14 protein-coding genes are annotated in these 17,163 nt (G+C 47.9%); 5 read left to right on the top strand and 9 right to left on the bottom strand.

Going from position 1 to position 17,163, the window contains the following annotated elements; all coding sequences use genetic code 11:
- Window positions 1-36 precede the first annotated feature (36 nt).
- The 4 genes from TCA2_RS20215 to TCA2_RS20200 all read left to right on the top strand — a co-directional run bounded on the left by TCA2_RS20215 (window position 37) and on the right by TCA2_RS20200 (window position 3,091).
- Window positions 37-708 carry a response regulator transcription factor gene (locus TCA2_RS20215; RefSeq protein WP_047913416.1) on the top strand — a complete coding sequence of 224 codons (672 nt, stop codon included), beginning with the start codon at window positions 37-39 and terminating at the stop codon, window positions 706-708.
- Window positions 705-2,093, top strand: coding sequence for a HAMP domain-containing sensor histidine kinase (locus TCA2_RS20210; RefSeq protein WP_047913415.1), 1,389 nt, complete (start codon window positions 705-707; stop codon window positions 2,091-2,093). The genes TCA2_RS20215 and TCA2_RS20210 overlap by 4 nt, the downstream gene beginning before the upstream one ends.
- Window positions 2,094-2,096: 3 nt before the next feature.
- Complete coding sequence (locus TCA2_RS20205; RefSeq protein WP_047913414.1) at window positions 2,097-2,486, top strand: hypothetical protein; 390 nt, start codon at window positions 2,097-2,099, stop codon at window positions 2,484-2,486.
- 407 nt (window positions 2,487-2,893) lie between these two features.
- The gene (locus TCA2_RS20200) at window positions 2,894-3,091 is read left to right on the top strand and encodes a hypothetical protein (RefSeq protein WP_047913413.1); all 198 of its coding nucleotides are present in this window, start codon (window positions 2,894-2,896) and stop codon (window positions 3,089-3,091) included.
- Window positions 3,092-3,241: 150 nt separating this feature from the next.
- Here TCA2_RS20200 and TCA2_RS20195 read toward each other — a convergent pair whose 3' ends face one another.
- The 8 genes from TCA2_RS20195 to TCA2_RS20160 form a co-directional block, all read right to left on the bottom strand.
- A complete protein-coding gene (locus tag TCA2_RS20195; RefSeq protein WP_047913412.1) occupies window positions 3,242-3,454 on the bottom strand; it encodes a hypothetical protein in 213 nt (70 codons plus the stop codon).
- Window positions 3,455-3,521: 67 nt separating this feature from the next.
- A complete protein-coding gene (locus TCA2_RS20190; RefSeq protein ID WP_047913490.1) occupies window positions 3,522-3,893 on the bottom strand; it encodes a nucleoside triphosphate pyrophosphohydrolase in 372 nt (123 codons plus the stop codon).
- Window positions 3,894-4,211: 318 nt separating this feature from the next.
- The gene (locus tag TCA2_RS20185; RefSeq protein ID WP_047913411.1) at window positions 4,212-5,243 is read right to left on the bottom strand and encodes a glycoside hydrolase family 18 protein; all 1,032 of its coding nucleotides are present in this window, start codon (window positions 5,241-5,243) and stop codon (window positions 4,212-4,214) included.
- A 6-nt stretch (window positions 5,244-5,249) separates the two neighbouring features.
- A complete protein-coding gene (locus tag TCA2_RS20180; protein WP_047913410.1) occupies window positions 5,250-7,898 on the bottom strand; it encodes a transglutaminase domain-containing protein in 2,649 nt (882 codons plus the stop codon).
- On the bottom strand, window positions 7,895-8,932 hold the full coding sequence (locus tag TCA2_RS20175; protein ID WP_047913409.1) for a carbohydrate-binding family 9-like protein: 1,038 nt from the start codon (window positions 8,930-8,932) through the stop codon (window positions 7,895-7,897). The genes TCA2_RS20180 and TCA2_RS20175 overlap by 4 nt, the downstream gene beginning before the upstream one ends.
- Window positions 8,929-10,266, bottom strand: a complete 1,338-nt coding sequence (locus TCA2_RS20170) for a glycoside hydrolase family 125 protein (protein ID WP_047913408.1) — start codon at window positions 10,264-10,266, stop codon at window positions 8,929-8,931. Before TCA2_RS20170 ends, TCA2_RS20175 begins: the two co-directional genes overlap by 4 nt.
- Before the next feature lie 71 nt (window positions 10,267-10,337).
- On the bottom strand, window positions 10,338-11,624 hold the full coding sequence (locus TCA2_RS20165) for an alpha-L-fucosidase (protein ID WP_047913407.1): 1,287 nt from the start codon (window positions 11,622-11,624) through the stop codon (window positions 10,338-10,340).
- Between the two features lie 20 nt (window positions 11,625-11,644).
- Window positions 11,645-13,033, bottom strand: a complete 1,389-nt coding sequence (locus TCA2_RS20160) for an alpha-L-fucosidase (RefSeq protein ID WP_047913406.1) — start codon at window positions 13,031-13,033, stop codon at window positions 11,645-11,647.
- A gap of 112 nt (window positions 13,034-13,145) precedes the next feature.
- Between TCA2_RS20160 and TCA2_RS20155 the strand changes: the two genes are divergently transcribed.
- Window positions 13,146-15,428, top strand: a complete 2,283-nt coding sequence (locus TCA2_RS20155) for a helix-turn-helix domain-containing protein (protein WP_238546465.1) — start codon at window positions 13,146-13,148, stop codon at window positions 15,426-15,428.
- 91 nt (window positions 15,429-15,519) lie between these two features.
- On the opposite strand, the gene TCA2_RS20150 is transcribed toward TCA2_RS20155, so the two are convergent.
- Window positions 15,520-17,142, bottom strand: coding sequence for an extracellular solute-binding protein (locus TCA2_RS20150; RefSeq protein ID WP_047913404.1), 1,623 nt, complete (start codon window positions 17,140-17,142; stop codon window positions 15,520-15,522).
- Window positions 17,143-17,163 lie beyond the last annotated feature (21 nt).

The following is a 17,163-nucleotide window of genomic DNA, read 5'->3' as shown; positions in this document are numbered from 1 at the left end:
CTCATCCTAAGCGCAGAAGGTATGGAGGGGATTCTCGTGAAAATTTTAGTCGTGGATGATGATTATGATATCCTGCAGCTCGTGACGATTCATCTAACCCGTGAAGGCTACGAGGTTATACAAGCCCAGAACGGACAGATTGCCCTTAAGCTGCTAGAGGAGACGGAGGTTAACCTGGCAATTGTGGATGTCATGATGCCCGGAATGGACGGCTTCTCCCTAACTAAAATTTTAACAAAAGAGCTGGAAATCCCCGTCATTCTTCTAACTGCAAAAGGACAGCTGGCCGATAAGGAGCAAGGGTTCAAATCGGGTACTGAGGATTATCTGGTGAAGCCGTTCGAGCCGAAGGAATTGCTGTTTCGGGTAGCTGTAGTTTTGCGGCGCTATGGCAGGGCCCTGGAAAGTATCCTGAAGGTCGGGAATGTAAAAATCAACCGAAACGATTTTGAAGTCGTGATTAATGAAGAAACGATTCTGTTTCCTCTAAAAGAGTTTGAGCTGCTGACGATGCTCGCAACCCGAGTTAACAAGGTTACACCCCGAACTCTTCTGCTCGATCAGGCGTGGGGCGAGGATTATGAGGGCAATGAGCAGACATTAAATACACATATGAACCGGATCCGCGAGCGGCTGAAGCGATATGGCGCTGCAATTGAAATTCAGACGATCCGCGGGGTCGGTTATAAGCTAGAGGCGACCGAATGAGAACCTTATACCGAGAGTTTATTTCAGCGATCCTGCTTATTCTAGGAATCAGTGTATTCATCGGATTTGTTCTGGCTAACATTGTTTACCTTGTATTCACCAAGGACGAAATGACCGAGCAAAATTTAGAGGTTGCCGAGCAAATTGTTTATGTTCTCGAAGAAATGCATGTGGAGTCCTCTTCCATCCGGCCCTATCTGCAGTCTGTTGGACAACTAGGCTATCAGATCTATCTTGTTGACCGAATTGGAAATGTCATTACCTTTGGCCAGTCCTTTGAAGAGAGCAGCCTGCCCGATCAGACGCTGGAGCGGGTACTGCAGGGGGAGAACTATATGGGCAAGGAAGGCTTTTGGAATCAGCTCTGGATGATGGGCCATTTCTCGAATGATATCAGAAACACGGTTGGTCTTCCCTTACAGATTGATGACCAGTCTTACGCATTGTTTATAAAGCCGAACAGCAAAATCTTGTTCTCTGATATTCATATGATGCTGGCCGGATTCATTGTTGCCATTGCCTTTGTAAGTGTGGTGGGTGTGATTATCATGACCAAGCGGCTTATTCACCCCATATCCGAATTATCGGAGGCGACCAAAGCGATTGCCAATGAAGATTTTACGTATACGCTGAAAATTAACCGGCAGGATGAGATTGGCCAGCTGGCCGATAACTTCCTGCGAATGCAGCAGCAGCTCATGCATAATGATGTTGCAAGAAAATCCTTCATCAATAATGTGTCTCACGACTTTCAGTCCCCTTTGATGAATATTCAGGGATATGCGGAGCTGCTCCTCAATCCGAAAATGGATGAAAAGGAGCGGCTTCAATATGCAGGCATCGTCAATGATGAGGCCAGAAGATTATCCAATCTGACGAAGCAGCTTCTGCTGATTACGTCCCTGGATCAATCTGGCTACCCCATAAAGAAGAGCTGGATCCGGCTGGACTTGCAGATTAAGGAATCCATTAAGAAGCATCAATGGAGCCTGCAGGACAGGAACCTGACCATTTCATACAAGCTAGACGAAGTCATGTTCTTCTCGGACCCGGAGCTGCTTGCGACCGTATGGGACAATCTACTTACGAATGCTATTAAATATAATGAACCAAACGGACATATCTTTATTTCATGTAGTACAGATCAGGATCAGATTATACTCACTTTTCAGGACAGTGGTGTGGGCCTGTCAGAAGAGTCAGCCGGGCAGGTGTTCGAGCGTTTCTTCCGGGTGGATACGACTCGCAAAAGAGACGGGACGGGCCTTGGCTTGTCCATCGTGAAGGAGATCATTACGTTATTAAACGGAAGCATCACGCTTGAGAGCGAGCTGTCGAAGGGCTCCACCTTTACCGTGATATTTCAGAAGGAAGGAAATGATTAATAATTGGAGAAAATCTGGAGCATACGATTAATACGCTTTGCAGCGTTGTTCGGCATACTCGGGACCTTTATCGGGTCCCAAATGTCCGGCAGTATGGATTATTCCATGAGACCGATTCATGCTCACATATTGCTGGTAGGCTGGCTGTCCGTGTTTGCCTGGGGAATTTTTTATAAGGTATACAAAGTAAAATCTAAATTACTGGTCGCTGTCCACAGCTGGCTGGCTATGCTGGGCGCATTCGGCTTAACGTTCGGGATGTGGATGTACAATTTAAATCCGTTCCTATGGGACGAGACCCTAGTGATGATTCTCTTCATCGTAGGTGGTTCGCTTCTGCTGGTTGCGTTCTTGTTATTTGCCATCATTACTTTTCTAATAGAAAAAGAATAGAATAATAATGCAGCCCTGACGCTCTTAATGAGATCGCTGCTATTCTTTTGTAATAGGATAAGAACATACTTAGCCTGATGTTATGAGAATAATCTTTATCCCCTGCAATTTTGCAGGGGATTTGTGTTTTCTGCAGAATGAATAATGTATTCAATTCCCCTTTACATACGAATCTAATCCACTCTACTGCCTGCATACGAATTCAGTGCCACTCTACTGCATACTCAACAAATTACAGAATCTCCTTGTTTACAGGTATATACATTAGGTCTTAAGTCATACTGATTCATAAGAGCGAAAATGATTTAATACTAAGTAAGCGATTTCAAAAATATATCTTCATTTTTCTCTCCCTTCTACCGACATAGTTATTATGAACTAAAGCATGCGCGAATGGAGGAATCCATATGATTCAAGAACTACGAAAAGCCGAACGAAAAAGATACAATGTACACTTATCTCTAACGGACGGATCTACTTATTCCGGTATCGTAAGTTTGAATATGGGTCAAATGAAGCTTAGGCTAAAATATCGTGGAGGCATCGTTACCGTTCCCTTCCATGAGATCAAGCACTGCTCGACACTCATCCCCATGTCAGTATAGCCGCTACACAAGATGCAGGTTATTGAATGAAGAAACAGCTCATTCTTAATGAGCTGTTTCTGTGGTCAGTTGACGATCCAACCGACAATGTTGAAAATTCCACATTCCACTCCAACGAAATGATCCAACTTGAAGCTGCAGTTATTCTGCCTAGCTCCCGATAAAAAATAGTGCAGCTGCCCCCACGGCGAGCAGTATGAACGACACAACTGCGGTCCACCTTCTATACTCTATGTATCGAATGACATACACTAACGCCATCACTACAAAGAACCATCCCAGTGAGAACCCCGGATTCATGAAACCAATAACCAGCATGATAAAAGCAAGCACAGTCAGCCCTGCCTCCAGCTTTGCCAGCATCGGATTACGCTCCTTCTTGTCCTTCGGATTAAAAATTCAAATCACCTCCTCAGCGAATTTCATGATGTCATTTATTGACCGTCGTATCTATTAAATACACTCGATCCTCAAATCCGCCACGTAGTTTTTGTTTCTCCACCCTTTTGTTCTCCAATGCTTCAGGTGTTGAGCCATGTACCTTTGACAATGCCCTAATGACTTCCAGTACATCTGCCAGTTCAGCAAGAGCCTCTTCATCATGATCTGTTGCATAGTATTCCTCTATCTCTTCCATTAGCTTGATCCTCAGCTCAGCTCTATATTGTTCGTGATCAAGCACTGTAATTCTGCAAGAATCCCCCTTCGAAGCTATAATCGTGGGAATTTGATCACGTACAAGCTTATTATACGTTTTTTTCTCTCCGGCAAAAAAAGCTTCTGATTGTCCTTCATTCCCCACGATCACTACTTCATTGTCTTTCTCTTCGCTAAATACCGATGAAGATTCTGAATCCCATGGAATTCCTTAAATCGTTCTCCATTTTTGTATAAATCAATTTTATAGGCCATGCTCGAGTCTCCCCTTATGCTGAAGAATGTAGATCACCCGTGATTAAATCCAATTATACCATTTCCACATAAGGCTTTTTACCTGCTTCAAGTAGTCTACAGCTTTAACAAAAAAACAACCGTTCCCGACAAGCAGTATAGCGTAAAAAAACCTGCTATATGCCCGAAGAACGGTTGTTTGTAAGCATCATGCTTTTGACACGAATGCCTAACGTCTCAGTACTTTACTCATCGCCTCAAGGAGAGTATGGGAAGCATCGCATTTATACTCCCAGAACATGATGCCCGCAAGCTCCTGTTCAATGACATACTCACACTTTGCTGTGATAGATTCCGGATCATCGTAAGAGATGAACGTGCTGCCGTTGAACAAATACGGTGCCTTCGCCTCGTCATCCCAGTATCTCGTGTATCCATCATTATTGATATAATCTGCTGACAACTCCGTATAATCCGGTCCATATCCTCCGGTCGTCGCTGCCATCTGGTGCAGACCGTTATTCCGCGCCGGAACCCCTGCCCACTTGCGGGAATAGAACGCAGCTCCAATGACGATCTTATCCATGGGAACGCCTGCCTTGTGGAACATGCTCACCGAAGCATCCGTGCTGATCCGGTACAAGTCCCCTGTCGCCGTATAAAGACTCGTGTGATGCCCGGTCAGCACTTGGAAGCCTCCGCGCATGTCATAAGTCATTAGCTGCACGTAATCAAGATAGGGCACGATGTGCTCCAGCTCCGTACCGTCAATATAATATTGATCCGCACCGGCAGCAATGCTTAGCATGTAATGCCTGTTCTCCTGTTCACCCAGCTGATCCAGTTCTTCCCTGATCGTACTCAGCAGCTGTGTGAAGTTCTGCTTGTCCATGGGAGAGGCAGCAATGCCTGCCTGACCATAACAAGGGTATTCCCAGTCCAGATCTATGCCGTCCAGCGAGTAGCTCTTCACGACGCGGGCTGCTGATACTGCCAGCTTCAGCCTGCCTTCCTCGGTTGCTGCTGCTTCAGAGAAGCCGCCGCTGCTCCATCCGCCTACCGACAGAATGATCTTCAGATCAGGATGCTTCTCCTTAATGACCGGGATCTGTTTCATATGTAGCAGATGGCTGGTCTGAATCACGCCGTCCTGAATGACGCCAAAAGCAATATTAATGTGCGTCATCCGGCACAGATCCGTTTCCGTGACTTTATCCAGATCTTGATGACTGACATATCCGATGATCCATTTGTTGTTCATTTTCGCTTATCCTCCCGTCTGCTTCACTTCGCGAAGCTGCCGGTTCAGCTGAGAGCTGACCTGAATGGCTTCCCTTACGGCACCGATGCGATAGCCGGACGAAGCATAACGAATCTGACTTGCTTCATCCAGTACGACTAGATGGGGATACCCGGATTCTATGGCAGAAGGAGTTCGGAACAGCTCGGGCAATGAAGAAGGATCACCTTCAGCTATATGAACCTGTCTTGGCAGCTTCTCCAATTGCTCATTTCTCAATTTCATTGGGTTCCCCGTAGAGCCGGTGATTAATACGATTGAAATATTTCGTTCCGCCAGCTCCACCTTAAGATCGATCAGCTCTTTAATTAAGTGCATGGTCGGTTCTCTCTCAGGCTCAATCCAGGCAGCAAGGATGCCTCGATCCGTATCAGGCAGCTGCTTATTAGGCATAGCAGTTGCTGTACCATCCTGCAAACTCAGTGGAACATTACTGTTTACCGTCCCCAGAACGGGGATCTCTTCCTCACTGCTGCGGAAGGTGATATTAGCTTGGGTTTCCTTGCCTTCCTCCACTTCAAAGTAAGTACATCTTGCTCTCACAGTACCGTCTTTGAGACGAACTCCGGTAACCATACGGTAGTGGCCTGCTTCGACTTCCAGTGGCTCTGCAAACCAGTCCTTCTCGCCAAACGGAAAATGCAGAGTCACATATTTCCCTTGAACAAGCCGAGCGATAGAAACATTCTCATAATAAGCAGCTCCTGTCGTACCTTCTGGTGTCTCTCCCAGCTCAAGGCGCAAGGAACCCGTTCGCTCGTTCACCTCATCGTTACTGCCTAGATCCGCATAGATCCAGCTTCCCTTTTGCCAATACTGCGGTTTTCGCTCGTTCGGATGCAGACGAGAAGGAATTCCGAAGCTGCGGCACATGGCAACAAACAGGATAGCGAGAGAGTCCTCATCACCGGCCATCAAGCGGTAGGTCCCAGCGACTGTACCTTTACCTTTCAGATTCGGCAGATGTTCTGAATACAGATACTGTTCTTGCAGCTGTTCGGCCAGAAGCTCAGGCCGTTCTATAATGGAGGCTTGTTCGTCCCGGCTATAGGCAGTCTGGAACTGCTCTCTGTATAGACCAAGCATCTCATAAGCTACACGCGGACAGAGCACATAAGGAATGAACAAGCTGTCAGGCAGCATATTTCGTAGCGGGAGAGCCCTTCTCAAATGTTCGTGAAGCACAGGACGAAATGTATCAATTAAATCCTTGCTATTCAGCGACTCCAGTAGAATAAGGGGCCACTCTCCATTCTCAGGAGAGCTTTCCTTGAGAAATTCCGCGATTTCGTGACTGTTGCCGCGAGCCTTCTGCATGACTTCCCACACTCTTGTCTCCGGTAAACCCAGCTGCTCAGCAAGAATTCTGCTCTCGGCCGGGGAGACAAAGCTGTCTTCAAATGCTGCGCGAATAGCAGCACCTTCCTGCATTCGCTTCTGATGCATGGATTCCGCCTGTTCCGTCAGCTCCGGAAGCACCTCGCCTTCCAGCTCAGGAGGAGGAACCAGATCCAGATCCACAACGCCGCTCTCTTGTACCTGTGGAGTAGAAAGACTCAGTACCAGCTCTACCTTGTCCATCTCGGCAGCACTCACCTTACGCTCCTGCCAGTGATTCTGATATACAGCACGAATCAGCAGATCTCCGTAACCTGTCTTGAAGAAGACTTCCCCTCTCTCATCTGTCGAAAGCTCTGCAATCGGATAAAACTCCGCCATATTGTATAACTCAAACCGAACCACCGCACCCTGCACGGCCATTCCATCCTGATCTTTGATTGAAACAACAAGCTCTTTGGCAGGAGCATAGTTCTTAAGGAGATTGAGCTCGGTAAACCACGGCTTGGCGATCGTAATATCCTCTGATCCATGATAGCTGCCCAGCACCCTTGTGTTCATCAGCATTGAGCGTCTTGCCGGCGGTGTAAACCATCCTTGATTAAGGCGTGCTTCCGGTTCGCATGCACCAATGTAATACCAAGTACCATCCGCCCAAGCTTCTACCCAGGCATGATTATCATCACAATGGGCCCACCTCGGCGTATATACCTGACGAGCAGGGATACCGACACTGCGCAGGGCAGTAACGGCAAGCGTGGATTCTTCACCACACCTCCCCCGCGCACTTCGGATCATGGTCAGCGGCGAAGCAGTTCTCAGATCGCTGCCGATATAAGTTGCTTTCTCGTAGCACCAGTAATTGGTTTCTAGGATGGCGTCTTTCATGGATAATGAACGGGTACGATCCGCAAGCTCTGCATAAAATAGGTCCCGGCAATCCTCGATATTCTCGGTATTCACCCGGGCCGGCAGCACAAAATGCAGAAAGATTTCATCAGGGACCTGCATCCCCCACGGAACCTCTTGCCGTATTCGTAATACAGAACGTACATGACTTAGAAACACCGAGCCTGGGACATCTGCTAGATCCTGCAGCGGGCTGTATGCATACACATACTTCAGTGCCCATTCCTCTTCTAAAGACATCGGCTCCTGAAAAACAGCAAATATCTCATCCGCTCTAGTTCTGACAAGCTGCTGCTTCATACGAAGCTGTTTCTCCATATCCTGCATTCTCTCAGGTGTAAGTGAAAATACCGAGGTATGTGTATTCATATTCGATTACTCTCCTTCCACAATTTACCGTCCTCACGAATAATCCATGTGCCGCTTCCGTCTGCTGCCGCAGTCGTAATTTGGAACAAACGCTCCCCTGCATAAACCTCTGGATCGATCACCAGCTCCGAGGACCAGCCGAGCTGTGTTAAATCCTGCGTATAGCTCCCCGTCTGTTCTGCGAAATTACGCTGCAGATAGTAGAGCTTTCTCAGCTCCCACTTTATTCGTTCATCCTCAGAGATACAGAACGCATCAGGACCCTCATCATCTGCAAATACGACATATCCCCACAGCTCAGGATAATGCATATTGATTAGTCCCATAGGTGACCAGACCCAGTTATCCTCCGGGTAAGGCTTGCCGGTATCCGGATGAATCACTTTGCTGTAAGCTCCATCAACCACCTCTGTCCTCCACTCCACCCTTGAGAAATTCACTTTCCAGAACTCTCCCGGCAGCGGAGCGCGGTGTTCCTTCGCACATTCCTTCAGACTGGTCCAAGGTATAGCCACTTCAACAGACCATTTGCGGTTAACGGCCTCCGGATGATTGAGCTGGCCGTCGATATGCACCGCTGTCTTCAGCCCCTTCATGTCCCAGCTGTCCAGCGGAGGACCACCGTCTCGATAAGGCTTGATAAGGAGCAAATCCCACACCGTGTTCAGAGCATTGATCTCAAACTCATAATACCCATGACTATCTCCGTCCGGATCAATAAAAATCTCGAAGTCATTGTCATAGAAGATGACCGAGTCACGTTCTGTCAGCGTAGCCCAGATGCTGTCCTCCCACAGCTCAGCCCCTACATAAAAATAATCATCGTCCCATAGCATCTTCACTCTTGTATCTTGCCTTGGCTGGGGACGGATATCGCCTTCAATATCGACAAACTTATCCGTCCACGCTGCACTGTCCCAGAATGGCTTGTCGAGTCTTCCGTCAAGTGTTGCCTCGCCCTTAGCACGCTGGCAAATATAATGCTTCGGTTCATACGCTGCGATCTGAGGGACAGGTACCCCGCTTAGGCTCATGATGTCCCCTCCTCATTCAGGATTCCATCCTGCCAGGCCTGATAAATAAATTGGGAGAACAGACTGTTCGACCAGGCGAACCAGGATCTCGTATAATGGTGCGGATTATCGGCGTGAAAGCCTTCGTGCATATAGCCGGTATCGGCGTCCGTTGCTTCCAGCATTTGAATAAGGGCCAGCTTCTCCTCAGCGGACTCGGCAGTGATTCCCTGCATAGACAGCGCCATATGCCATATAAATCGGTCTGGTGTATGCGGGCTTCCTATCCCCCGTGCATGACTCCCTTCGTAGTAGAATGGGTTCTCCTTGGAGAGAGCGAATCGGCGTGTATTCTGATAAATCGGATCATCTGCAGTGCAGTATCCAAGATAAGGGATAGATAAGAGCCCTGGTGTACCTGCATCATCCATCAGACAGTAGTTCCCGTATCCGTCTGTCTCATAGGCGTAGATCGGGCCGAATTCCGGATGCCGGTAAATACCGTATAGAGCAATACCGCGGTCAATTTCGGCTTCCAGCTGTTTGAGCTCCTGTACAAACGAGGAATCCCTGTAAATGAGGTCTGCCATCTCCTGCATATAGCGGAGTACTACAACCGCAAACATATTCCCAGGGATGTTATAGTGAAAATCACATGCATCATCACTAGAGCGGAAGCCGGACCAGACCATCCCCGTATAGTTGACCGGCATACCGAGTCCCTCATTTGCGAGCGTATCTTCCGGTATTCCATTATGACGCATGAATCGATAGGGAGACCGCGCCTCATGATGCTGCTCCGTACGGAAGAGATCATATATAATTCGCATCGCCGACTTGAACTCGGCATTATAGACCGCTGTATCTCCTGTCTCTTGCCAATAACGATAGGCAAGTCGCATTGGGAAGCAGAGGGAATCAATCTCGAATTTGCGTTCCCACACCCATGGAGACATGTCGGTTACATCAGCTGTGTTCCAATGCCAATCGCTTGCTGATTCATTAAATGCATTGGCATATGGGTCCAGATGGATATACTCGACATGCTTCTTAATGAGACCGCTTATTATTCTTCGAAGATCGTTATCCTCCTTCGCGAAGGGGACATAATGAATGACCTGTTCGACCGAATCCCGAAGCCATGACGCCGGTATGTCTCCTGTTATAACAAATGTCGTTCCGTCATCCATCAGCTTCACTGTTGTCTCCAATGTATTCGGGAAGCAATTTCGAAACAGCCTGGAGAGCTTGGGCCTGTGGGAGAGCGCCTGCTCCGCCTCACCCAGCACCTGCTGGATCGCTTCAGGCAGCGGAAATTGCGGAATGTGTATGCTTGGCAGTTGAAAAGAATCCATGAAAAAATAAAGCTCCTTTCTCGACAATATCGCGAGGTATATTGAACATAGGCCCAGCACTGCTCACCCATTTAATTATGAGTGACCACTGTACCAGAACCGCCGTACATTTCAACTTCTTCATCGAACTCCAGCTTAACGACGGTAGTCAGCTCATGTGTATCCTCATGTGTCAGATGAATCCAGGTTGTACCCGGAATTTGAAACCACGGAACCCCGCCATGAATTTCGTAAGTCAGCTCCTTGCCCGAGTGGAGCACCGATGCCTTCTTGATTTGGTTACACAGCCCTTTGAGACAAATACTGTCCTTCGGATCTCCATGCACAAATAAATAAAGCGTCTTATGATCTGCGGAGAGCGTACTCCCTTCACCGTAGTAACGGCTCATAATTCCTTCCCTTGTCCCGTATACTGCTTCCTCATGAGCTCTGATCCACTTTCCTAGCCCGAGCAAAATAGCTTCCTGTCTGTCGTCAATTGTACCGTCTTCTCTAGGTCCAATATCGAGCAGCATATTACCGCCCATCGAGATACAGTCACAGAACATTCGGACAATCTGATGCAGTGATTTGTAATGCTGATCCGTCGGCACATAACCCCAGGAGGTATTGATCGTCGTACAGAATTCCCACGGTCCTTCCGGACGCGTAATTGGCAGCCCTTGCTCCGGAGTCTTATAATCTCCGTGTCCCGCAAGGCGTGAATTGATAATGACATCTGGCTGAAGGGATTGCAGGTAATGCTTGAATGCAGGCAGATTCCACTGCTCCGCACTCCGTTCCCAATCCCCATCAAACCACAGCAGGTCTACCTGGCCATATCCGGTAAGCAGCTCTTCCAGCTGATGATTGTTGAACTCGAGAAATCGGCTCCACTTCGCCTCGTCCTGAATTCCGTTTACCGGATAAGAATATTTATTCACAGAAGCCATGTCCTCTGGAACCTTGCCTCCTTCGTATACGCTTGGATAGTCCGGATGAGACCAGTCGATCAGCGAATAGTAGAGCCCCAGTCTCAGTCCCTTAGCCGCGATTGCATCCGAATATTCCCTTACAATGTCGCGATGTGCAGGCGTGCTCTTCACCGTATTGAGGTCACTGTACTGTGTGTCCCACAGGGCTACACCATCATGATGCTTGGTAGTGAGCACCGCATACTTCGCTCCCGATTGCTCGATGAGATCAGCCCAAGCCTCGGCATCAAACTGGGAGGCTGTAAAGCCGTCCAGCTGCTTCATATAGTCGTCGTAAGTCATTCGTCCGTTATAAAAGGACCACGATTCCGCAACTCCGTCTACTGCATAAATTCCATAGTGAATAAAGATTCCCAGCTTCGCATCCTCAAACCACTTCTGCATATGGATCTGCACCTCTCGATTTATGAGATTCTGAATACATGAGCGATCGGTGCGGCACCGGTCAGCTCGCCTTCCGGCAATTCAACTTCAATCCCTTCCCCTGTCTTCGTAAACTGGATATCCTCAGCTCCCGCCACCAGATCAACCCGGGCAACATCCTGATTATTTAGTGGCAGCACCACCGTGGGTTTAACCTCCTGTTTCTCATCCCCATAGAGATAAAAAGCATAGGTCTGCTCATTTTTTTGCGTAAAATGAATATTACCGATCGAATAGGGCTCACAGACCCTTGTGCCATATATGGATTCGCCGTAAGCCTTCAGCCATGTCCCCATGCCCTCAATCCGGGAGATGGCTGTTCTGGACAATCGGCCGTCTGGCTGAGGTCCGACATTCAGAGCCAGATTTCCTCCCTTTGCAACAATCTCAATCAGCATATGAATCAGCTGCCGCACGGTTTTGTAGTCATCGTCGTAGCGGTATGAAAAGGAGGTGCCCATCGTAATACAGCTCTCCCAAGGCACATGAAGTGCACGTTCCGGCATCGTCTGCTCTGGTGTGATCAGGTTCTCGTAGGGTCCTCCCACCGTGCGATCAGCAGATAGGAGCCAAGGCTGTAATTGACGGGCCTTCTCCACCACTTCGCCGATGCGGATATTTTGAACCCTGTAATCGTTAACCCATCCGGCATCCAGCCATAGAACATCGATTCGTCCGTAGTCTGTCATCAGCTCCATAATCTGCTCATGCGTAAACTGTACAAATTCCTCCCATAGCCAAGGGTACTCCTTAGGGTTATAGCTCGGACCACGCGATGTCTTGATGCCTCTCTCCATGCCTTCCGTCCAATAATAAGGAGAATGCCAGTCTGCCTTGGAGAAATAAGCCGAGATTCCAAGCCCTCGCGCACGGAATGCCTCAAATAGATGCTTGGTAATATCCGCATACTGATGCCTTGAGAAGGGACAATCTCTCCCAGTAATCCGATATTCAGTTGTACGGGTATTCCACATACAGAACCCATCATGATGCTTCGTTGTAAAGTTCAAATATTTAAATCCATTATTTGCGGCCAGCTCTGCCCATTTCTCTGGTTCAAAACGAATCGGGTTGAAGGTTTTGTTCAGTTCGAAATACTCCCGTTTCATCTCTTCTCCGTCAATATCCCAATCAATATCGGCACGGGACCAATTTGCATCCTCATCACTAAGAGCCCAAGACTCCACAATGCCAATCTGAGAATAAGGACCCCAGTGCATCATCAGTCCGAGCTTCTGATCCTTGAACCATTCCAAACGTTCCAGCAATAACGGATCTTCGGGCTTAACCCACTTATCCTCGCTGCTGTAATTATGAACTCCCTGCTCTACGACAGGTGAAGCTTCTGTCTGCGTCTGATCTTGACTCATCATGTATTCCTCCTATTTAGCGAGATTTGTATGTCCAAATCTTTTTTTTATTGCTATCATGTATAAGAAATGACCATTTCATAGGAAAAGGAGGCGGCATTTCACCTTGAGAATGGACTATTTCAAATCCAAGCTGTTTCTGAAGTACATCCTGTCCTATCTGTTCATTCTGTTAATCCCTCTCGTACTCATGACTGTGTTTATTTATGAAAATGCTGTAGAAACCCTCCGTACTGAAATTGAAAGCTCTCGTCTTGCCCAACTCTCTCAAACGAAAGTAACCATTGATGGCCGAATGAAAGAGCTCAGTGACATTGCTTCACGGATCTCTTATGACGATCGGCTCTCGTCTTATCGTGTGAACAATACACGTACCAGCCCGGAAGCGATTCGCGCTCTGGATCAATACAAGGCGACCAGTTCCATGATTGATGAAATTCATTTATACTTCCACAACGACAAACGCATATACTCCAGCAAGGGTCTGACTGACTTTGAAGTATTTGCAGACAACTTCAGCTTTGCAAGCTGGGACAAGCCGTCCTTGTATCGTGATCTGAATGAAGTGAAGCATCCGACGGTAAGACCTGCTGACCTGGTAACCAGGATCGGAGGTGTGCAGGATCGCAAGCTGGCCTTTCTCATTCCGATTACACCCAACAGTCTTAATCCTCATGCCACCGTTATGTATTTCATTAAGGAGGCAGAGATAACGAATCTGATCGACTCGATCCTTGGCAACTATCAAGGTCTCACCTTCGTTCTGGATGCAGAAGGCCAAGTACTGGCTGCGAATCGTCAAGGTGATACCCTGAGCCAGGAAGCTTCACAAATCCTGTTTAAAGAAACGGCTCCAGGCATCCATGAACAAACACTGGATGGAAAAGAGCATTCCATTGTATCCGTTCAATCCGAATCCAATGGATGGACTTATATGACGGTCATGCCGAGCTCCCAGTTCTTCAGCAGTGTGATCGATGTCCGCAGCGTCATGATTATGATCAGTGCGCTCGTGCTGCTAATCGGAGCTGTCATCGCGCTTGTTCTGGCACGAATGCAGTATCGTCCGATCTCGTCGCTGGTCGAATTCGCATCCTCACGTTATCCTGAGACTCAGAATAATGGAAAGCACAGCTACCGTAACGAGCTGGAACGGATTCGCTCTGCCCTGCAGGATTACAGCTCCCGCATGGATATCCAGGAGCCTTTTGCCCGGAATCACTATCTGTCCACACTCATAAAGGTTGGAAATACCGAGCATCTGTCTCCTGAACTTACGCAGCTGTTTGATCTTAATCTAAATAAACAAAGTCTGTTCGTGATGGTTATCGGCTGGAATGAAGCTAAGCCCTCTAATATGGACCATCGCAGCCGTATTATTCATCACCTGGCTCGCTTTGAACTGCCCGAGCTGCAGGCAACGGGTTATGGAGTAGAACTGACGCAGCTGGATCAATTCGCTATTATTATTAATTTTGATACCGTCGAAGCACTGGATGAACTGGCGCAAATGAAGCAGATTACTGAACAAATACGCAGCATGCTGATGAATACATTTGCCATAACACCTATGATGGGTACAGGCAGCTGTTACCATCATCTTCATGAGCTGAATCAATCTTATATCGAGGCTTGCTCTGCCTTTGATCTGCTCGTTCCAGGGGAATTCGGGTCTGTAGCGCTGTTTGCAGACTTGTCGAAGACACCAAGTCATTCCTTCTGGATACCGAATCATGTTCAGCTCAAGCTCACACAGAGCCTTAAGCAGGGCAACTATGAGATTGCTTCCCAGATGATCCGCTCGTCAGTGGACAGTCTTACGACTTCCAAGCTGCCAGCCCTTCTCGTTCGCTGCATCAGCTTTGATCTATTGAACACCATTTTAAAGACCGCTACTGAACTCGGAGAGCATCATATGCTGCAAAGAATCGCACCAGGCATGGTATTCAGCAGCTCACTTAAGGAGCTGGAATCTGTTCTGCTCTCTCTTGCCTCCCAGGTCTGTACCGAGGTGGAACAGGATTCGAAACAGGAAGAACAGTCCTTAATTGACCGAATTATTGAGTATATCGATACTCACTTTACAGATCACAACTTGAGCCTGGATACAATTTCCTGTGAATTTGAAATCTCACCATCCCATGTCAGCCGTTCATTCAAGGACAAGACAGGCATCAATTTCGTTCAGTACATTTGGCAGAAACGACTCGATCGAATGATCCATCAGCTGAAGACAACCGATACACCGCTGAAGGATCTCATTCAGGAGGTCGGTTATCTGGATACACCGAACTTTATCCGTAAATTCAAGAAGGAAACCGGGCTAACGCCAGGACAATATCGCAAGCAGCACCGCAATACCGCTAATGATGAAGAAAGCGGATCCGCCAGCTAGTGTGCGAAAAAAGCCAACATCCGTAAACTACGGTCTTTCGTAGAGGATGCTGGCTTTCTTCTTTTTTCACACTAGAGCAAGAGAATCGGTTTTATTGTCCTGCAGCATTCCATGTATCGTATACTTCCTGATAAATCTCCTGGATGCGCTCCCCGCCCATCTTCTTCACCTGCTCCACGTAGCTGTCCCAATTGGACATAGGCTCTTCCCCGGTTACAAACTTTGCTTCCATTTGTGTTACATACGTGTTGAGGTCGGAGAGAAGTGCTGAGGCTTCATCCTGCTGCTCATTCGTCAAGTAAGCATTCGGAAAAGGCGCTTTACCGATTGGTACGAGCTTCTCCTCATTCTCCTTGGCAATCCAATCATCGAAATCTGTTCTAAGGCCATTGGTCAGCTCAGGCGTGTTATATCCAGGAGTCAGCATGCCAAAGTTTGGCGTAATCGTCCCTCTGTACTCCTCACGATCTCCACCGCCTGGAACAGGAAGCCACTCTTTTTCATACGTATCCTTATTGGTATACTTCCACAGTGTTCCTTCAGGGCCTTGGTTGAACAAGGTCTGCCCTTCAATCGTATACAGGTAGTCAATCCAGCGCATAGTCGCTTCCGGATGCTCATTCACACTCGTAATCGCAAAGGTTCCGTTAGCAGACAGTCCTGGATGCATTCCATAGACTGGAGAACCCTCAATCTCGCTCGCAACCGGAGTCATCAGCGGATTATTCATCGCGTCATTCGGATCTCCGCCCAGGGTGAAGTAGGAGTAGTAATCATTAAAGACCGCAATCTGATTATTTTCTCCTTTGGCTTTCTTCTGCTCAGGCGTCTGGGAGAAGGTCTCATGATCCAGCAGTTCCTCTTCCCATAGACGGTTCATGAATTCCAAATAACCCTTGTAGCCTTCCTGCATCGGACTATAAAAAACTTGATCCTGCTTATCTACATAAACGACCGGATCATACATGCCCCAGAAGCCTAGGAAGTACATCCGCAGATCATCCAGCTTGACCGACGTCAGCGGAATTTCGTCAGCCTGACCGTTGCCGTTCGGATCCTCTGTCTTCACTCTTTTCAGAAATTCATACAGCTCCTCTGTTGTTCCCGGAAGCTTGTCTACACCAAGTGCTTCCAGCATTTTGCCGTTATACCACATTGGACTGCGGTACCAGACAGCAGCACTGTCGATGAATGGGAGGGCGTATATATGTCCATCAGGTGTTGTAAAGGATTTGCGAATGTCGGGATTCTCATCGAATAACTTCTTAATATTCGGTGCATAACCCCCATCAATGTAAGGCTCGAGCGGGATAAGAGAACCTTGAGTCCCGTAAGTCACTTGCTCTGCCGGTGTGAGATCTGCTGCGTACAGAACATCTGGCAGATCACCACTCGCAAATACAAGGTTCTTCTTCGTTGCGAAGCTGTCAATCGGTGTAAGCTGATATTCGAACTTAATGTTCGTGAGCTTCTCTGCTTCCTGCAGGACCGGCATATTGCTCCAGTCCGCTACACCAGCATCCTGGGACATCATGGTCATCGTGATCGGCTCGTCCACAATCGGAAAGCCTTCCTTCTTAACACCAGTCTCCTCCGGGGTACCGGGCTCCGCCGTCTCGCCTGATTCAGATGGTGAGGTTCCGCATGCGGCAAGCATGCTTGCGGAAAGGATCAAACTGAGAAGAACCGCTGACTTCTTACGAACTCTCTTCATGACAACAACTCCCTTTTCTGA

It is taken from the genome of Paenibacillus sp. TCA20 (assembly GCF_000732325.1).
Taxonomy (GTDB): Bacteria; Bacillota; Bacilli; order Paenibacillales; family Paenibacillaceae; genus Paenibacillus; species Paenibacillus urinalis.
Note: the sequence above shows the minus strand (reverse complement) of the source record. Positions and strands in the feature narration are given on the sequence as shown.

Coding starts and splice junctions, on each gene's coding strand:
- TCA2_RS20210 (WP_047913415.1), top strand. CDS start 705: ATGAGAACCTTATACCGAGAGTTTATTTCAGCGATCCTGCTTATTCTA.
- TCA2_RS20200 (WP_047913413.1), top strand. CDS start 2,894: ATGATTCAAGAACTACGAAAAGCCGAACGAAAAAGATACAATGTACAC.
- TCA2_RS20195 (WP_047913412.1), bottom strand. CDS start 3,454: ATGCTGGCAAAGCTGGAGGCAGGGCTGACTGTGCTTGCTTTTATCATG.
- TCA2_RS20185 (WP_047913411.1), bottom strand. CDS start 5,243: ATGAACAACAAATGGATCATCGGATATGTCAGTCATCAAGATCTGGAT.
- TCA2_RS20180 (WP_047913410.1), bottom strand. CDS start 7,898: ATGAATACACATACCTCGGTATTTTCACTTACACCTGAGAGAATGCAG.
- TCA2_RS20175 (WP_047913409.1), bottom strand. CDS start 8,932: ATGAGCCTAAGCGGGGTACCTGTCCCTCAGATCGCAGCGTATGAACCG.
- TCA2_RS20170 (WP_047913408.1), bottom strand. CDS start 10,266: ATGGATTCTTTTCAACTGCCAAGCATACACATTCCGCAATTTCCGCTG.
- TCA2_RS20165 (WP_047913407.1), bottom strand. CDS start 11,624: ATGCAGAAGTGGTTTGAGGATGCGAAGCTGGGAATCTTTATTCACTAT.
- TCA2_RS20160 (WP_047913406.1), bottom strand. CDS start 13,033: ATGAGTCAAGATCAGACGCAGACAGAAGCTTCACCTGTCGTAGAGCAG.
- TCA2_RS20155 (WP_238546465.1), top strand. CDS start 13,146: ATGGACTATTTCAAATCCAAGCTGTTTCTGAAGTACATCCTGTCCTAT.
- TCA2_RS20150 (WP_047913404.1), bottom strand. CDS start 17,142: ATGAAGAGAGTTCGTAAGAAGTCAGCGGTTCTTCTCAGTTTGATCCTT.